The sequence below is a fragment of the Streptomyces sp. NPDC020489 genome, from assembly GCF_044386545.1.
GTDB lineage: Bacteria > Actinomycetota > Actinomycetes > Streptomycetales > Streptomycetaceae > Streptomyces.
Genome location: NZ_JBIRUZ010000001.1, coordinates 385,286 through 401,610, shown reverse-complemented (window position 1 = coordinate 401,610; position 16,325 = coordinate 385,286). Strand labels below are relative to the sequence as shown.

Here is a 16,325-nt window from a genome sequence, read left to right as displayed (position 1 = left end):
GCCCGGCACCTGTCTCGGACCGCCTCAGCCGCCGCCCGGCGCCCACCCCGGACCACTGCGGCCCCTGCCCGGCCCCCGTCCCAGACCTCCGCGGCCCCTGCCCGGCCGCGACCTCGGACCACCTGAGCCCGTGCCCGGCACCTGCCCCAGACCACCCGAGCCCGTGCCCGGCACCCACCCCCGACCCCCTCAGCTCACACCCGGCACCCGCCCGGAATCACTGCGGCCCCTGCCCGACACCCATCTCGGACCACCTCAGCCGCCACCCGGCACCCGCCCCGGACCACCCGCGCCCCGGTCCCGCCGCTCCCGACCACCTGCGTGTCTGGCTCGCGCTCCGCGCCACCGTGCCCTGGCATCGGGTGCCCGCGGCTCCCTGCCCCGTCACCCCCGCCCGGGACGGCGCCGCCCATGACATCCGCACGCATGACCGCGCCCGCTCGCCGGAGCGTGCGGAGCGGCTGCTGACCGCCCTCGCCCAGGCCCGCGCGGACGCGGCCCGGGCCGTGCCGCTCAGCTTCGCGCTGCTCGGCGGCTGGCAGCGGCACGTGCTGGGCGTTCCGCAGGCACCGCCGTTCCGCGGCGCCCCCGCGTACGCCAAGGCAGGACGGGAGCGGTACGGCATCGGTCCCGACCTGCCCGCCCGGCTGGACGCGTGCCTGGCCGAGGCCCGCGACCCCGCACTTCCCCTCACCGCCCGGGCCGCCCGCGTCTATCTCGACGTCTGCTTCTTCCACCCGTTCGACGACGGCAACGCCCGCTCCGCGTTCCTCGCCCTGACCTTCGTCCTGGCCCGGGAGGGCGCCGCTCTCGACCAGGTCGGCCCCGTACGCCGGATCAGCCGGCGTGCCGACGATCCCGAGGGCGCCCTGGCGCTCGCCGAGCTGCTCGCCGTACTGCTCACGGCCGCGGCGGGGCGACCGGCGCGGCGCTAAGCCTGCGGTACCGGAGCGAGCGCCTTGGCCGCCTGGTGGGCTCTCCACTCCTTGCGGAACAGATAGCCGCGCAGGACCGCGATCCCGAGGAACAGCAGCCCGAAACCGCCCCGGCCCAGGCCCCCCACCTGGACGAACCAGTAGAAGCACGCCCCGGCCATGGTCAGGCAGATGCCGATGACCAGGGGCTCGCGCAGGTAGAAGGGCAGGACACGGAGGATGAGGTTGAGAAACATCGGGCAAGTTGATCAGAGCGCGTCAACTCTGTCGAGCCAAAATCTGCCGGACGTCAGAGCTAGACGCGCTGGAGGATCGTGCCGGTGGCCAGCCCGCCCCCCGCGCACATCGTCACCAGCGCGAACTCCTTGTCCACGCGCTCCAGTTCATGCAGTGCCGACGTGATGAGCCGGGCCCCGGTGGCCCCCACCGGATGCCCGAGCGCGATGGCGCCGCCGTTGACGTTGACCTTCTCCAGGTCCTGATCGAAGACCTGCGCCCAGCTCAGCACCACGGACGCGAAGGCCTCGTTGATCTCCACGAGGTCGATGTCCTTCAGCGACATCCCGGCCTTGCCCAGCACCGCCCTGGTCGCGTCGATCGGTCCGTCGAGGTGGAAGTGCGGGTCGGCGCCGACCAGCGCCTGGGCCACGATCCGCGCCCGGGGCCGCAGTTTCAGCGCCCGCGCCATCCGCTTCGACACCCACATGATCGCGGCGGCGCCGTCGGAGATCTGCGAGGAGTTGCCGGCCGTGTGCACCGCGGTCGGCATGATCGGCTTCAGGCGCGCCAGCGCCTCCATGGAGGTGTCGCGCAGCCCTTCGTCCCGGTCGACCAGCCGCCACATGCCCTGTCCGGCCTGCTGCTCGTCCTCGGTGGTGGGCACCTGGACGGCGAACGTCTCCCGCTTGAAGCGCCCCTCGCCCCAGGCCGCCGCGGCCCGCTCCTGCGAGATCAGACCGAGGGCGTCGACGTGTCCGCGGGTCAGCCCCCGGTGCCGGGCGATCCGCTCGGCCGCCTCGAACTGGTTGGGCAGGTCCACGTTCCACTCGTCGGGGAACGGCTTGCCCGGCCCGTGCTTGGACCCGGACCCGAGCGGCACCCGTGACATCGCCTCCACCCCGCAGGAGATGCCGACGTCGATGACGCCCGCGGCGATGAGGTTCGCCGTCATGTGCGAGGCCTGCTGCGAGGAGCCGCACTGGCAGTCGACGGTGGTCGCCGCCGTCTCGTACGGCAGGCCCATCGTCAGCCAGGCCGTGCGCGCGGGGTTCATGGACTGTTCGCCGGCGTGTGTCACGGTGCCGCCGACGATCTGCTCGACGCAGTCGGCGGGGATGCCGGTGCGGCCGAGGAGTTCACGGTAGGTCTCGCCCAGGAGATAGGCGGGGTGGAGGTTGGCGAGCGCGCCACCGCGCCTGCCGATGGGGGTGCGTACGGCTTCGACGATCACGGGTTCCGCGGCCATGGGGAGTTCCTCTCCTCCTCAAGAGCGCGGCGCGGGGGCGTCCCGGCCCGGCCCGCCACGCGGAACTAGTACGTGTTCTAGTTCCCTGTGCAGTCTGCTGACTTCGCGTCCACAACCGCAAGGGTCGTGCACGCAATTGGGCTCGCCGTACCCCTTGCCTCTTGTAGAACCCGTTACTACCTTCACGGCAACCCGACCTGATGGGCCGTCAGAACACGACTGTCAGAGCCACGGCTGGAGTGAGTTGCCCATGCCCTGTCCAGCGCTGCCCGACGGGTTCGACCTGACCGATCCCGACCTGCTGCAACACCGTGTCCCGCTGCCGGAGTTCGCCGAGCTGCGCCGGACGGAACCGGTGCACTGGATCCCCCAGTCCGGCAATGTCGCCGGGTTCCGGGACGAGGGCTACTGGGCCGTCACCCGGCACGCGGACGTCAGGTACGTCTCCACGCACCCCGAGCTCTTCTCCTCCACGCTCAACACCGCGATCATCCGCTTCAACGAGCGCATCGAGCGCGACGCCATCGACGCCCAGCGGCTGATCATCCTCAACATGGACCCGCCGGAGCACACCCGGGTGCGCCAGATCGTGCAGCGCGGCTTCACGCCCCGCTCGATCCGCGCCCTGGAGCACGCCCTGCGCGACCGCGCCCACTCCATCGTCCAGCGCGCCCTGGCCCACGAGGGCTCCTTCGACTTCGTCACCCAGGTCGCCTGCGAACTCCCCCTCCAGGCCATCGCCGAGCTGATCGGCATCCCGCAGGAGGACCGGCTGAAGATCTTCGAGTGGTCGAACCGGATGATCTCCTACGACGATCCCGAGTACGCGATCACCGAGGAGGTCGGCCAGCAGGCGGCGATGGAGGTCATCGCGTACGCCATGACCATGGCCGCGGAGCGCAAGAAGTGCCCGGCGAAGGACATCGTGACCACGCTGGTGGCGGCCGAGGACGAGGGCAACCTGGCCTCGGACGAGTTCGGCATGTTCGTCCTCGCCCTGGCGGTGGCCGGCAACGAGACCACCCGCAACGCCATCAGCCACGGCATGCACGCCTTCCTCACCCACCCCGAGCAGTGGGAGCTGTTCAAGCGCGAGCGTCCGGCCACCACGGCCGAGGAGATCGTCCGCTGGGCGACCCCGGTGGTCAGCTTCCAGCGCACCGCGACCCAGGACACCGAGCTGGGCGGCAAGAAGATCAAGCAGGGCGACCGGGTGGGCATCTTCTACGCCTCGGCCAACCACGACCCGGAGGTCTTCGACCGGCCCGACACCTTCGACATCACCCGCGACCCCAACCCCCACCTGGGCTTCGGCGGCGGCGGTCCGCACTTCTGCCTGGGCAAGTCCCTGGCCGTGCTGGAGATCAACCTGATCTTCAACGCCATCGCCGACGCCATGCCGGGCCTCCATCTGACCGGCGACCCGCGCCGCCTGCGCTCGGCCTGGATCAACGGCGTCAAGGAACTCCAGGTGAGCGTGGCCTGACCCGCGACCCGGGCCGGTGGCTTCCCGGCGCCGCCGGCCCGTCCTGACCCGGGGGAGGCAGGGGGCACCCCCATCCCTACGTCCCGCTCCCGCCTCCCCCGTGGCCCACCGCCACCGGCCGCCCCTGGGACTCGGCCCCGGCCTTCTCCGCCGTACGCGCCCTGGGCCCCTGGAACAGATAGGCCAGCCCGAAGCCGCCGGCCACCACCAGGGCGCCGCCGACCGCGTCCAGAATCCAGTGGTTGCCCGTCGCCACGATCGACGTCAGCGTGCACAGCGGGTGCAGCAGGCCCAGGGCCTTCAGCCACCCCCGGGGCGCGATGATCACGATGACCAGGCCGCACCACAGCGACCAGCCGAAGTGCAGGGACGGCATCGCGGCGTACTGGTTGGTCAGGTGGGTCAGGGTGCCGTAGTCGGGCTGGGAGAAGTCCTGCGCACCGTGGACCGTGTCGATGATGCCGAGGCCCGGCATCAGCCGGGGCGGGGCCAGCGGGTAGAGCCAGAAGCCGACCAGGGCCAGGAGCGTGGTGAAGCCCAGCGAGGCGCGGGCCCAGCGGTAGTCGACCGGGCGGCGCCAGTACAGGACCGCCAGGACCGACAGCGGGACCACGAAGTGGAACGACGTGTAGTAGAAGTCGAGGAAGTCACGCAGCCAGCGCACCTCGACCACCGCGTGGTTCGCCCAGTGCTCGATGTCGATGTGCAGCCATCGCTCCAGGTCGAGGATCTGCCGGCCGTGCGCCTCCGCGCGCGCCCGGCCCTCGGAGTTGCTGCCGCCCGTCGCCGCGAGCCGCACCTTCTGGTAGGCCGCGTACGTCACCCGGATCAGCAGCAGTTCCAGGAGCAGGTTCGGACGGGTCGACACCCTCTTGAGGAACGGCAGCAGCGGCACCCGCCGGAAGCGCGCCGGGACCGGCTCGGCGTGCTCCGCGGGGATCGGGCTCGCGTAGTGCGGGGACGTCCGGGGCAGGAACGGCACGACCGTCGCCGCCGCGAGCGCCGCCAGCAGGACGACGTTGTCGCGCACCGGGTACAGCGCGGACATGTTCGGCAGCATCATCTTCGCCGGCAGCGTCATGACCAGGACCACGGCCACCGGCCACACATACCGGTCCGAGGCCCGCTTCCCGACCCGCCCGACCACCGCGAGCAGCACCCACAGCAGCTGGTGCTGCCAGGTGGTGGGCGAGACCAGGATCGCCGCGCAGCCGGTGATCGCGACCGCCAGCAGCAGCTGGCCGTCACGGGCGTACCGCACGGCCCGGCGCAGGGCCGGCACGGTCACGGCCGCGCCGAGCGCGAGGAACAGCGCGATCTCCACCGGACCGGACAGGCCCGCGCGCAGCAGCGCGCCGTGCAGCGACTGGTTGGACAGGTCGTCCGCCGGGCCGCCGAGCCCGGTGCCCGCCATGTGGTGGACCCAGTAGGTGTACGAGTCGTGCGGCATCGCCAGCCAGGCCATCGCCGTGCACGCGGCGAAGCTGAGGCCGCCCCACAGCGCGGCCGGTCGCCGCCCCGTGAACCACAGCAGCGCCGCGAACAGCAGCACCGGAGGCTGGAGCGCGGCGGCGACACCGATCAGCGCCCCGCTCGCCCCCTGACCGCGGACGACGAAGCAGCCCAGCAGGACCAGCAGCACCGGCATGATGCTGGTCTGGCCCAGCCAGAGGGTGTTGCGCACCGGCAGCGACAGCATCAGCAGGCTGACCGCGACCGGCGCGGCCAGCAGCGCCGTGAGCCGGCCGACCGGCTGCGGCAGGGCGCGCGCGGCGACCAGGCCGAGGAGGACCACCAGCAGCAGCGTGCCGAAGGTCCACCCCCAGCCGAGGGCCTGCTCGGCGGCACGCGTCAGCGGCTTGAGCACGAGCCCCCCGAAGGGCGTGCCCGTGAACAGGGTGGAGTCGTACAGCGAGCCCTTCACATGCAGGACGCCGTCGGGGCCGACCCAGGTCTCCAGGTCCGTCAGCCGCTCCCCCTCGGGGGTGCTCAGGACGACGGCCACCTGCCGGACGGCGAGTATCGCGGCGACCAGCCACAGCCCCAGGCGGGCCAGGTGCACCCGCGCCCGCACCGTGTCCGCGGCACTCGCTCCGAGCGCCTGCGCGGGTCGTCCGCCGTGTTCCGCATTCAGCACGCCTCGTAGGCCTCCCGCCCCGTTCTTCCACGCGTTGCCCGCGTGTGGGCTGTTCTGCGAACCCTCTCAGCCTCGCACCGCCCCCGGAGAGAGACGCGGCGACTCCGGTTTCACCTGACGTCTGTCCCGCTTTTGTCCGAATGACGATAGTCCGCGGCCGCGTGCGGCGGCGCGCGAGGCGCGACCTGGCTCACGTACGGCGTACGGCGGAACGGAACCGTGTGCTCCCGCCGTACTACCGTCTGAAGCCGTCGACGCGGAGGGGCTGGGGAGACATGGTCGGAGTACGGCGAGGGCGGCGGCTCGCGTCCCCCGGGTGACCTTCGCGGGGCGGTGAGCGCGAGGTCCGGGCCGCTGGCCGAGCTGTCGTGGGGCGCGCCCTTCCTGACCGCCATGGGCCGGGAGTTCCCGACGCCGTCCCTCATCGACGGGGCGGTCTGGCGCTGGGCGTCACGGCCACGGCCCTGCTCGCCGTGCGGCGCTCCCGCCGGGAACTCGGCGGGGCGTCCGTTCGTCAGCCCCAGGGGTGAGCAGCTCCGATCAGCCGCGGGAAAGGCACAGACACATGAGTGAGTCGCAGGTCTGGGACGACGTCGACGACTACTTCGCCACCCACCTCACACCCGACGACGAGGCGCTGTCCGCCGCCCTGCGCGACAGCGAGGCCGCCGGACTTCCGCGGATCGCCGTCAGCGCCACCCAGGGCAAGCTGCTCCAGCTGCTCGCCCAGATCCAGGGCGCCCGAAGGATCCTGGAGATCGGCACCCTGGGCGGCTACAGCACCATCTGGCTGGCCCGCGCGCTGCCCGCCGACGGGCGGCTGGTCTCCCTGGAGTACAGCCCGAGGCACGCGGAGGTCGCGACCGGCGCCATCGCGCGGGCCGGCCTCGACCGGCTCGTGGAGGTCCGCGTCGGCCCCGCCCTGGAGTCGCTGCCGAAGCTGGCCGAGGAGGACCCGGACCCCTTCGACCTGGTCTTCGTCGACGCCGACAAGGACAACAACCCGCACTATGTGGAGTGGGCGCTGAAGCTCACCCGACCGGGCAGCCTGATCATCGTCGACAACGTGGTGCGCGGCGGCCGCGTCGCCGACCCCGACAGCGCCGCGCCGGACATCACCGGCACCCGGGCCGCCATCGAACTGATCGGCTCCCACCCGAGGTTGAGCGGGACGGCGATCCAGACGGTGGGCGCCAAGGGCTACGACGGCTTCGCGCTGGCGCGGGTGGTCGCGTAGCCCTGCGCCCACCGACGCCGATCAACCCTCGTGGTAGAAACCGACGTTGACGGTACGGGGGGCGGTGCGGTCCCGGATGACGATCTCCCCGTTGCCGCCCCGGGGCAGCGGGATGGTCCCGCCGTAGACCAGGGGCTGGGCGTACTGGCCGACGACCAGGTGCACCTCGGAGGACGGTTCGGCCTGTGAGCCCTGGAGCCAGGTCACCTGCCAGCCGCCCTCCGGGCCGCACAGGAACTCCAGATGCACCCGGGAGACGAACAGCCAGTCGTCGGGCGTCGACAGCCGGCACACGGACTGGTCCCGTCCGACGCGCAGCACGGCACCCGGGTCACTGGGCGCGTCGGCCATCTGCATGCCGGCCGTGGCACCCTCCTCCGCCGCGGATACGGCGGCCATGGTGAGTTCGAGCACGTGCGCTCCCTTTGCAGTTCCTGAACCGTTCCCGAGCAAGTGTCCTTGCACAGCGGCCGCATGATAAATCGCCCGGCCACCCCACGTCCGGCACAATGGGCTCATGACCGAGCGAAAGCCACCCGGCGTCCCGTTCGAGTCCTGGGTGGACCAGCAGATCCGAGAGGCGCAGAGGCGCGGCGAGTTCGACCGGCTGCCCGGCGCGGGCGAGCCGTTGCCCGCCGCCCTGGAGGCCCCGTACGACGAACTGTGGTGGATCAGGCGCAAGATGGCCCGTGAGGGCCTGGCCGTCCTGCCGCCCGCGCTGGCGCTGCGCAAGGAGGCGGAGGACACGCTCGCCGCGGCGTACGCGGCACCGTCGGAACGGATCGTCCGGAAACTGCTCACGGACGTCAACGTCAAGATCCGCGACATGATGTTCAGACCGCCGCCCGGCCCCCCGCTGGGTATGAAGCCGTACGACGTCGAGGACGTCGTACGGCTGTGGCGGGAGCGCCGGGCGGCGGCGGATGACTCAGAGGTGCAGTAGCCGGTCCGCCAGCTCGCGGTAGTCGCGCAGGGCGAGGCGCAGCTGCTCGGTGTCGCCGGCGTCGGCGTTCTTGCCGGCGCCGTCCTGCTGCCAGGAGGTGCGCAGGGTGCGGCGGCGGTGGGTCAGGGCGTCCGTGAGGCGGGAGGCGATCTCCTCCATCACGTGATCGGCCTCCTCCACCGCGGTGCGGGGTCCGTCGACGAACCCGGCGACCGCGTGCTGGAGCCGCAGCGAGAGCTTGTCTATCTCGTCGTGCGGGAGCAGTCGGCCGCGGTGGGCACCCTCGCCCTGAACCGCCCTCTCGTGCCCGTTCTCCCCGGCGACCAGCGGGGACCTGGAGTTGTCGCCCTTCTCGGCCTGCGCGGCGTCGGACGTGTCGCGGAAGGCGCTGTCGCGGGTGGTGTCGTGGGCCGTGTCGTGGCCCGCCACCAGGGGCGCGCTCTCCTGGTCCTGCGGATCGGCCGAGCGGGCGCCGGTGCCGTAGCCACGTCCCGTCGGGTCGGTGCCCGTCCGGTCGGTGCCCGTGGTGCCTGTCGAGCCGGTGGTGCCCGTGGTGCCCGTGAGCTTGTCCCCGTGCAGCGGGCCTTCGGCCCCCGGGCCGGTTGTGGCGTCCCTCATGTCACTCAACTCCCCTTCGCGTGACGGCGGTTGAACGCCCACGGCTGATGACCGCGGCCGTCGGTGCGGGCGTGTAGGTTGCCGCCCTCGGACTCCTGCTGGATCTCGGCACGATCGGCCCGCTCGACCGTCCGGGACGACTCACGGTGGCGACCCTCGCCCACCAGGTCCTCGAACAGCGCCCGAGCCTCGACCATGGCCTCGCGCAACTCCTCGGTGCCGGCCGTGGCGCCGTCCTGCGTCTCGCCCCCGCGCAGATGGGCGGCGCGGTGCACGCGCCGGTAGCCGTCCACGTGATGGGCGTGGTGCACGGACAGCGCGGCGACCTGCTCCTCGTACTGGCCGCCGTCAGGGAACCCCTTGGCCCCGGCCACCTCGGCGAGCAGCCGGTCCGCCTCCGCCACGGCCTCGCGCGGCGAGTCCACGAACCGCTCCTGGGCCGCGGTCCAGCGGGCCTCGTACTGCTCCCGCTGGGCCGGCTCCAGGGACCGCACGCGCAGCGAACCGTGCCGCTCGACACGCTGGGCGAGCTCGCGCTCGGCAGCCTGCGCGTCACCGTCGTGCCGGGCCACGGCCCGGTCGTACTCGGGGCCGAAGCGGTGCTGCAGACTGCGGCCACGCTGCGGGCCCCGGGCACGCCGGGCGAATACGGCCGCCCCCACAAGGACGGCCAGGACAATCACGATCAGAGCGATGATCAGGCCTGTTGACATGTATACCGGGTAGCCCCGGACCGGGTCCTCAAACCGGCAACCACCTTGTCTGTGCGGGCCGGGGGCGGAAAGGCTGGTGGGGCCGGTGGGGCACGCCGTGTCCGACAATGGGCGCCATGACGACCTGGTCCGTGGCCCCCGAGCCCTACGACTCCCCTGTCGCCGCCGCGCTCTGGCGGGCGTACTACACGGAGGTCAGCGACCGGTACTACCTCCTGCGCGAGGGGCGGCGGACCGCGCCGGAGGAGCTGGAACGGGAGGTCGCCCGCGCGGACTGGTCCGCGCTCACCCCTCCCCAGGGGCGGCTCCTGGTCGGCCGGTACGGGGACGAACCCGCCGGCACCGCGGGCGTACAGCTGCTGGACGCGGACACCGCCGAGCTCAAGCGGGTGTTCGTCCGCGAGGAGCTGCGCGGCCGGGGCGGCGGCGAGGTCCTAGTGCGGGCCGCCGAGGACGCCGCCCGCGCGCTGGGTGCCGTACGGATGATCCTCGACACCCGGCACGACCTCGTCGAGGCGCGGGCCCTGTACGCGCGCCTCGGCTTCGAGGAGACCGAGCCGCACAACGACGACACCTACGCCGAGCACTGGTTCGGCAAGACCCTGTAGAACGGCCCTGCGGTTCGGTACGGCGTCGGCGGTCGTCGTGGGCCGTTCAGCCGGTGCGGGACGCCGTCCCGTTGTGCGGCTGCTCCCGGTCCGATCCGCACAGCTCGGCGTTGAGGTCCTTCACCAGCTGCGCCAGGTCCGTGGGGCGGTCCGGGCCCCACCAGTCGCCGAGGAGCGCGGCCAGGGACTCCTCACGGGCGGCGGCGAGACGCTCGGCGACCTCCCGGCCGGTGTCGGTCAGGACGAGGTCTACGCCCTGCCGGGTCGCGAGACGCCGTTCCTCGACCTGGCGGGCGGCGGCGATCACCACGTGCAGCGGGACGGCACTGCCCTCGGCGAGGACGGCCGGCTCCGCCCAGCCGTACCTCCTGATCCGCAGCAGCAGCCAGCTCGCCCCCGGCAGCAGGTCGTAGCCCGCCCGCTCGGTGATCTCCCGGTAGATCTCCCGGCGCCCCTCCCGGGTGCCGAGCACCGACAGCGCCCGGCACACCTCGTCGTACGAGGACCGCTCGACCGGGTTGCTGGCGAGGGTCTCGGTGAGGTCCGGCGCCGTGACCGAGGCGCGCAGCCGGTCCTCCTTCAGGAACCAGGCCAGCACGAAGCCGAGCAGGGCGACCGGGGCGGCGTACAGGAAGACGTCCGTGATGGAGGAGGCGTACGCGTGCACCGCGGGCGGCTGGAGCGCGCCCGGCAGTTCGAGGATGTCGCGCGGGTCGGACTCCAGGCCGTCCACCGACGCGCCGGGCGGGAGTTCGGCGCCGCGGAAGGCTGCCGTGAGCTTGTCACCGAGCCGGCTCGCGAAGACCGTGCCGAAGACGGCCACGCCGAACGAGGCGCCGATCGAGCGGAAGAAGGTCGCGCCGGACGTGGCCACCCCCAGGTCCTCGTACGGGACGGCGTTCTGCACGATGAGGACCAGCACCTGCATCACCAGGCCGAGACCCAGACCGAACACGAAGAAGTACGCGCTCATCTCCGCGGTCGAGCTGTTCTCGTCCAAACGGTGGAGCAGGAGCAGACCGAGGGTGGTCACACCGGTGCCCACGATCGGGAACACCTTCCAGCGGCCCGTGCGGCTGACGATCTGCCCGGACGCGGTCGACGACAGCAGCAGGCCGGCCACCATCGGCAGCATGTGCACGCCGGACATGGTCGGGCTGACACCCTGGACGACCTGGAGGAAGGTCGGCAGGTAGGTCATCGCGCCGAACATCGCGAAACCGACGACGAAGCTGATGACCGCGGACAGCGTGAAGGTGCGGACGCGGAACAGCTTCAGCGGCAGGACCGGTTCGGCGGCTCGGCGCTCCACGGCCACGAAGGCGACGGCCAGGACGACACCGAGGACGGCCAGAGCGATGATCTGCGGCGAGCCCCAGCCCCAGGTCGTGCCGCCGAGTGACGCCACCAGCACCAGGCAGGTGGCGACGGCGGCGATGAGGAACGTGCCGAGGTAGTCGATGACGTGCCGCGTCGCCCTGCGCGGGATGCGGAGCGCGGTGGCGATCACGGCGAGCGCGACCACACCGACGGGCAGGTTGACGTAGAACACCCAGCGCCAGCTGAGATGCTCGGTGAACAGGCCGCCGAGGAGCGGGCCGAGGACGCTGGTCGCCCCGAAGACCGCCCCGAACAGGCCCTGGTAGCGGCCGCGTTCACGCGGCGGGACGATGTCGCCGACGATCGCCATCGACAGCACCATGAGACCGCCGCCGCCGAGTCCCTGGAGGGCGCGGAAGGCGATCAGCTGGGGCATGTTCTGCGCCATGCCGCACAGCGCCGAGCCGATCAGGAAGATCACGATCGCCGTCTGGAACAGCTTCTTGCGGCCGTACTGGTCGCCGAGCTTGCCCCACAGGGGGGTCGCCGCGGTCGAGGCGAGCAGGTACGCGGTGACCACCCAGGACAGGTGCTCCAGACCGCCGAGGTCGCTGACGATCGTGGGCAGCGCGGTGGAGACGATGGTCTGGTCCAGGGCGGCCAGGAGCATCCCCAGGAGCAGGGCGCCGATGGAGACCAGGACGTCGCCGGAGGGGTGGGGGTCGCCGGGGCGGCGTTGGGTGCGGTCCTGGGGCGGGCCCGGGGGTGGGTCCTGGGGCGGGTCCTGCGGGCGGCCCGGTGTGAGGCCGGGGGCCTGATCGGGGGTTCGGGCGTGCGTCTGGTCCTGGGGCCCGTCTTGTGGGTCTCGCACATCTCCCGTCATACCGTGCGCGTCCTCGGCCATGAAGACCTCCTGGCGGTCTCGTTACCTCTCCATCGTGGTTGGTGTGACCGTTTATGGCCTGTTGAGTCCTGTCGGAACCCGACATTCCGGGGGCTTGTGGGGTGGGCGTGTGGAGAGGGTCTGCATAATCTCTGGAGTTCGCGAGGGGAGGGACGAACACATGGCGGAACCGAGCGGCCATCTGTGCCCGGAGTGCGGGGCGCCCAGAGGGGCCGACCACACGCCGTCGTGCGGCTGCACGCAGCGGGCGTCCAACGCCCTGCGCGAGGCGCGTACGGCGGAGGCTGCCGCGGCGGAGGACTTCGATCCGTTGCGGATACGTCCCTATGTGGAGCTGGAGGGGGAGGCGGCGGCCGGGGCGCCGGCCGGGGCTGACGCGACGATGCCGCTGCGGGCGGTGTCCGCGGAGTTGCCCGCGCCGTCGGCGCCGAGCACCATCGATCTGAGCCTGTTCGACGGGGCCGCCGCGGGGGTCCCGTCGGACGACGGCGAGGTCGCCGGGGCCCGGCGACCTCGCCGAACGCTTCTGCTGGGCGCGGCCGGTGGGGTGGTGGCGGTGATCGCCGCGGCCGGGCTGGCGAGCGGGTTCTTCTCCTACGAGGCGCCGAGCCGTGACGGGGCCCTGCCGGAGCAGGTACGGGCGAGCGTCCCGGACGCTACGACGCCCTCGGCGTCCGGGTCTCCGACCCCGAGCACGGCCTCCGCGCCGCCCCCGGCGGCTGTCCCTTCCGCGTCGGCCTCCGCCAGCCCCTCCGCCTCCCCGTCCCCCTCTCGTAGCTCCGCCTCCCCGTCCCCGTCCCGCTCCGCGGTGCCGTCGGCGCCGGTGACCACCTCCGCCGCGACGACCGGGGCGGCGGACGAGGCCGACGGCGCCCGTGAGGGCACCCCGCCGGTGCTCCGCCGCGGCTCGGCGGGCGAGGAGGTCGTGGAACTGGAGCTGCGCCTCACCCAGCTCGGGCTGTACACCAGGAAGGCGAGCGGCCAGTACAACGAGGGCGTCCAGGACGCGGTGACGCGCTACCAGTGGGCGCGGGGGATCCAGGTCGACGAATACGGCGTGTACGACCTCACCACGCGCGAGCGTCTGGAGTCGGAGACGCGGGAGCCGTAGGCCGGCGCGGTGCGTGGGGGGTCGGGGCCGCACCGGGGGGTGTCCGTCCTCGGTCGGGCGGAACTGTGGGACCAAACTGTGCCGCAAGTCGGACGCCCGACACTGCGGGCGGGCACCCCCCGGTACGTCCCCTTCCGCCGTGGCGCCAGTGGCCCGTCCGCGGGGGCGCGCCTCTGCCCTTCCCGCCGTGGCGCCGGTGCGGGGCGCTTCGCCTTCCGGTTGGGGGCGCCTGCCCGTGTTTTTCAGCCCGTCCGGCGTTTGAGGACGAGGCCCCTTCAGGGCCGATGGGGGTCTGGGGGCGCAGCCCCCAGGGCTTGGGCGGCGGTGGAGGGGCGGCAGCCCCTGGGGATGGGACGGGTAGGGGCGGCGGGGGCGAGGGACACTCGCCGGCCGCCCCCGCCGCGGCGGTCAGCCCACGTACACCCGGACCGTTCCGTCCTCGTCCCGCTCCACCCGGACCTGGGTCAGGTCCCGTACGACCACGTCCGGCTCGTGGAAGTCCGCCCGCGGCCCGACCCCCACGACCTGCATCCCCGCGGAGCGCCCCGCCGCGATCCCCGCCCCCGAATCCTCGAAGACGATGCAGTCCTCCGGCGCCACACCCAGCTCCGCGGCCCCCTTCAGGAAGCCCTCGGGGTGGGGCTTGCTCTCGCCGACGGACTCGGCGGTGACGCGGATGTCGGGGAGCGGCAGGCCGGCGGCAGCCATCCGGGCCGTGGAGAGGGCGACGTCGGCCGAGGTGACCAGGGCGTGCGGCACCCCTCGGAGTGACGCGAGGAAGGCCTCCGCGCCGGGGATCGCCACCACGCCGTCCATGTCCGCCGTCTCCTCGGCGAGCATGCGGGCGTTGTCCGCGTGGTTCTGCTCCATCGGGCGGTCCGGCAGCAGCAGCGCCATCGACGCGTAGCCCTGCCGTCCGTGGACGACCTTCATGATCTCGCCGCCGTCCAGGCCGTGCCGCTCGGCCCACCGCCGCCAGCACCGTTCGACGACGGCGTCGGAGTTCACCAGGGTGCCGTCCATGTCGAGCAGGAGGGCACGGGCGGTCAGCACGGTGGGTACGGCGGTGGCCGTCATCGGCAGCTCCAGGACGAGGGGACCGGGGGTGACCCGGAGGGACAAGGCGGCCCCCGCCCGCCGGTCAGGGAGAACGGGCGGGGAACCACTTTGTTTCTCCACGGTACAAAACCGTGACCGGTTTGCGCCAGCGCATGGCTGAACTGTTCATCCGCCGTTCAGCTCAGCCGGTGGCCGCCTCCCACAGGCTCCACACCCCGAGGCCCAGCATCAGCAGCGCCGCCACCTTCGTGATCAACCGCAACGGCACCCGCTTCATCAGCGCCTTTCCGCCGACGATCCCGAGCCCGGCCACCGCCCACAGCGCGAGCACCGCACCGAGACCGACGGAGAGCGGGTCGTCGTAGCGGGCGGCCAGGTTCGCCGTCATGATCTGGGTCAGATCGCCGAACTCGGCGACCAGGATGAGCATGAAGCCCGCGCCCGCGACCTTCCAGAAGGACTGGTCCTGAGGGCGCCGGATCTCCTCGTCGTCCTCCTCCTTCTTCAGCAGCAGCACCGCGGCACCGCCCAGGAAGAGGAGCCCCGTGAGCGCGTGGACCAGTTGCTGCGGCAACAGCGTGAGCACGCTGCCCGCCGCCACGGCCAGCGCCACGTGGAGGGCGAAGGCCGCCGCCACGCCGGCGAAGACGTACGAGGCGCGGTAGCGGGTGCCGAGGACGAGGCCGGCAAGCGCGGTCTTGTCCGGCAGTTCCGCGAGAAAGACGACGCCGAAGACGACGGCCGTCACGGTGAAGCTGATCAAGGTTCCTCAATCGGTAGGGCTGCCCCACCGAGAGTGTTGCTGCACTACGACACCTCGGCACGGCAGCACACGGATACACCTGTGCACTGCTTGCCGAAGGTCTCGCTGGCCGGTCCTCGAGAAGACCTGCCTCCGGGCGCCGGCTCAGACGAGCTGAGCAGTATGTCGACGGTCCGGCGAAGAGCTACTCCCCTTCTGCTCCGACCATCATACGAGATCGTTTCGCCGTAAACCTTGTTGTGTCATGTACACGTCATTAGCTTCTTACCCGGCGCACATCTCCCCGCAACGCGGCGCCGCGAGCATTCCCTCGCTCGCGCTCAACACCCCCACCCCTCAAGGGAGTTCGCATGGCGAAGTTCTACGCGCGTCGACGGCTCAGCATACTCACCGCGCTCACCGGGCTCATAGCCTCCGTCGGGCTCTTCAACGGTCCGAGCGCCTCCGCCGCGCTGCCCACTCCGGTCAGCGCCGCCACGGCCCGCACCTACCTCGCCTCGCTCACCGTGGCGACCGAGGACCGCACCGGCTACAGCCGTGACCTGTTCAACCACTGGATCACCATCTCGGGCAGCTGCAACACCCGGGAGACGGTCCTCAAGCGCGACGGTACGAACGTCGTCACCGACTCCGCCTGCGCCTCCACCAGCGGCAGCTGGTACTCCCCGTACGACGGCGCCACCTGGACCGCCGCCTCCGACCTCGACATCGACCACCTGGTCCCGCTCGCCGAGGCCTGGGACTCCGGCGCCGACAGCTGGACCTCCACCCAGCGCCAGAACTTCGCCAACGACCTGACCCGCCCGCAGCTCATCGCCGTCACGGACAACGTGAACCAGGCCAAGGGCGACCAGGACCCCGCCACCTGGATGCCGTCGCGCACCGCGTACCGCTGCACCTACGTCCGCGCCTGGGTCCAGGTGAAGTACTACTACGACCTGTCCGTGGACTCCGCGGAGAAGAGCGCGCTGACCGGATACCTGGCCAATTGCTGACGATTCGGTGAGGGACCTCCCCAGCGGCCTC

16 protein-coding genes are annotated in these 16,325 nt (G+C 72.1%); 7 read left to right on the top strand and 9 right to left on the bottom strand.

Annotation, left to right across the window (positions count from 1 at the left end):
* Positions 1-362 precede the first annotated feature (362 nt).
* Entirely contained in the window at positions 363-935 is a 573-nt protein-coding gene (locus tag ACH41F_RS01770) for a Fic family protein (protein ID WP_391229504.1), read from the top strand.
* Here the strand turns inward: ACH41F_RS01770 and ACH41F_RS01765 are convergent.
* Both ACH41F_RS01765 and ACH41F_RS01760 read right to left on the bottom strand, forming a co-directional pair.
* Positions 932-1,171, bottom strand: coding sequence for a hypothetical protein (locus ACH41F_RS01765; protein ID WP_391229501.1), 240 nt, complete (start codon positions 1,169-1,171; stop codon positions 932-934). The genes ACH41F_RS01770 and ACH41F_RS01765 overlap by 4 nt on opposite strands.
* Before the next feature lie 59 nt (positions 1,172-1,230).
* Positions 1,231-2,400 carry a steroid 3-ketoacyl-CoA thiolase gene (locus ACH41F_RS01760; protein WP_398832159.1) on the bottom strand — a complete coding sequence of 390 codons (1,170 nt, stop codon included), beginning with the start codon at positions 2,398-2,400 and terminating at the stop codon, positions 1,231-1,233.
* A 250-nt stretch (positions 2,401-2,650) separates the two neighbouring features.
* On the opposite strand from ACH41F_RS01760, the gene ACH41F_RS01755 reads away from it, so the two are divergent.
* The gene (locus tag ACH41F_RS01755) at positions 2,651-3,886 is read left to right on the top strand and encodes a cytochrome P450 (protein ID WP_398832157.1); all 1,236 of its coding nucleotides are present in this window, start codon (positions 2,651-2,653) and stop codon (positions 3,884-3,886) included.
* 76 nt (positions 3,887-3,962) lie between these two features.
* On the opposite strand, the gene ACH41F_RS01750 is transcribed toward ACH41F_RS01755, so the two are convergent.
* The gene (locus ACH41F_RS01750) at positions 3,963-6,023 is read right to left on the bottom strand and encodes a phosphatase PAP2 family protein (protein ID WP_391229493.1); all 2,061 of its coding nucleotides are present in this window, start codon (positions 6,021-6,023) and stop codon (positions 3,963-3,965) included.
* A gap of 565 nt (positions 6,024-6,588) precedes the next feature.
* On the opposite strand from ACH41F_RS01750, the gene ACH41F_RS01745 reads away from it, so the two are divergent.
* Positions 6,589-7,260 (top strand): class I SAM-dependent methyltransferase, encoded by a 672-nt coding sequence (locus ACH41F_RS01745; protein ID WP_391229491.1) that lies wholly within the window; start codon positions 6,589-6,591, stop codon positions 7,258-7,260.
* A 21-nt stretch (positions 7,261-7,281) separates the two neighbouring features.
* Here ACH41F_RS01745 and ACH41F_RS01740 read toward each other — a convergent pair whose 3' ends face one another.
* On the bottom strand, positions 7,282-7,674 hold the full coding sequence (locus ACH41F_RS01740) for a hypothetical protein (protein WP_398832153.1): 393 nt from the start codon (positions 7,672-7,674) through the stop codon (positions 7,282-7,284).
* Positions 7,675-7,777: 103 nt separating this feature from the next.
* Between ACH41F_RS01740 and ACH41F_RS01735 the strand changes: the two genes are divergently transcribed.
* Complete coding sequence (locus tag ACH41F_RS01735; protein WP_398832152.1) at positions 7,778-8,203, top strand: DUF1992 domain-containing protein; 426 nt, start codon at positions 7,778-7,780, stop codon at positions 8,201-8,203.
* Here the strand turns inward: ACH41F_RS01735 and ACH41F_RS01730 are convergent.
* Positions 8,189-8,821 carry a hypothetical protein gene (locus tag ACH41F_RS01730; RefSeq protein WP_391229484.1) on the bottom strand — a complete coding sequence of 211 codons (633 nt, stop codon included), beginning with the start codon at positions 8,819-8,821 and terminating at the stop codon, positions 8,189-8,191. The two genes, ACH41F_RS01735 and ACH41F_RS01730, sit on opposite strands and share 15 nt — an antisense overlap.
* A gap of 5 nt (positions 8,822-8,826) precedes the next feature.
* Positions 8,827-9,534 (bottom strand): hypothetical protein, encoded by a 708-nt coding sequence (locus ACH41F_RS01725; protein ID WP_398832149.1) that lies wholly within the window; start codon positions 9,532-9,534, stop codon positions 8,827-8,829.
* A gap of 107 nt (positions 9,535-9,641) precedes the next feature.
* Between ACH41F_RS01725 and ACH41F_RS01720 the strand changes: the two genes are divergently transcribed.
* The gene (locus ACH41F_RS01720) at positions 9,642-10,142 is read left to right on the top strand and encodes a GNAT family N-acetyltransferase (protein WP_391229480.1); all 501 of its coding nucleotides are present in this window, start codon (positions 9,642-9,644) and stop codon (positions 10,140-10,142) included.
* A gap of 46 nt (positions 10,143-10,188) precedes the next feature.
* Here ACH41F_RS01720 and ACH41F_RS01715 read toward each other — a convergent pair whose 3' ends face one another.
* Entirely contained in the window at positions 10,189-12,366 is a 2,178-nt protein-coding gene (locus tag ACH41F_RS01715; RefSeq protein WP_391229477.1) for a DHA2 family efflux MFS transporter permease subunit, read from the bottom strand.
* Between the two features lie 160 nt (positions 12,367-12,526).
* On the opposite strand from ACH41F_RS01715, the gene ACH41F_RS01710 reads away from it, so the two are divergent.
* Entirely contained in the window at positions 12,527-13,477 is a 951-nt protein-coding gene (locus ACH41F_RS01710; protein WP_398832146.1) for a peptidoglycan-binding domain-containing protein, read from the top strand.
* Between the two features lie 408 nt (positions 13,478-13,885).
* Here the strand turns inward: ACH41F_RS01710 and ACH41F_RS01705 are convergent, their stop codons facing one another.
* Both ACH41F_RS01705 and ACH41F_RS01700 read right to left on the bottom strand, forming a co-directional pair.
* Entirely contained in the window at positions 13,886-14,554 is a 669-nt protein-coding gene (locus ACH41F_RS01705) for an HAD-IA family hydrolase (protein WP_391229473.1), read from the bottom strand.
* Between the two features lie 163 nt (positions 14,555-14,717).
* Positions 14,718-15,299, bottom strand: coding sequence for a TMEM165/GDT1 family protein (locus tag ACH41F_RS01700; protein ID WP_398832144.1), 582 nt, complete (start codon positions 15,297-15,299; stop codon positions 14,718-14,720).
* Positions 15,300-15,649: 350 nt separating this feature from the next.
* On the opposite strand from ACH41F_RS01700, the gene ACH41F_RS01695 reads away from it, so the two are divergent.
* Positions 15,650-16,294, top strand: a complete 645-nt coding sequence (locus ACH41F_RS01695; protein ID WP_398832141.1) for an HNH endonuclease family protein — start codon at positions 15,650-15,652, stop codon at positions 16,292-16,294.
* Positions 16,295-16,325: the final 31 nt, after the last annotated feature.

Excerpts from the sequence above, each read along its gene's own strand:
- ACH41F_RS01745 (WP_391229491.1), top strand. The coding sequence starts at position 6,589 with ATGAGTGAGTCGCAGGTCTGGGACGACGTCGACGACTACTTCGCCACC.
- ACH41F_RS01765 (WP_391229501.1), bottom strand. The coding sequence starts at position 1,171 with ATGTTTCTCAACCTCATCCTCCGTGTCCTGCCCTTCTACCTGCGCGAG.
- ACH41F_RS01695 (WP_398832141.1), top strand. The coding sequence starts at position 15,650 with ATGGCGAAGTTCTACGCGCGTCGACGGCTCAGCATACTCACCGCGCTC.
- ACH41F_RS01755 (WP_398832157.1), top strand. The coding sequence starts at position 2,651 with ATGCCCTGTCCAGCGCTGCCCGACGGGTTCGACCTGACCGATCCCGAC.
- ACH41F_RS01720 (WP_391229480.1), top strand. The coding sequence starts at position 9,642 with ATGGGCGCCATGACGACCTGGTCCGTGGCCCCCGAGCCCTACGACTCC.
- ACH41F_RS01730 (WP_391229484.1), bottom strand. The coding sequence starts at position 8,821 with ATGAGGGACGCCACAACCGGCCCGGGGGCCGAAGGCCCGCTGCACGGG.
- ACH41F_RS01705 (WP_391229473.1), bottom strand. The coding sequence starts at position 14,554 with ATGACGGCCACCGCCGTACCCACCGTGCTGACCGCCCGTGCCCTCCTG.
- ACH41F_RS01715 (WP_391229477.1), bottom strand. The coding sequence starts at position 12,366 with ATGGCCGAGGACGCGCACGGTATGACGGGAGATGTGCGAGACCCACAA.
- ACH41F_RS01760 (WP_398832159.1), bottom strand. The coding sequence starts at position 2,400 with ATGGCCGCGGAACCCGTGATCGTCGAAGCCGTACGCACCCCCATCGGC.
- ACH41F_RS01725 (WP_398832149.1), bottom strand. The coding sequence starts at position 9,534 with ATGTCAACAGGCCTGATCATCGCTCTGATCGTGATTGTCCTGGCCGTC.
- ACH41F_RS01710 (WP_398832146.1), top strand. The coding sequence starts at position 12,527 with ATGGCGGAACCGAGCGGCCATCTGTGCCCGGAGTGCGGGGCGCCCAGA.
- ACH41F_RS01735 (WP_398832152.1), top strand. The coding sequence starts at position 7,778 with ATGACCGAGCGAAAGCCACCCGGCGTCCCGTTCGAGTCCTGGGTGGAC.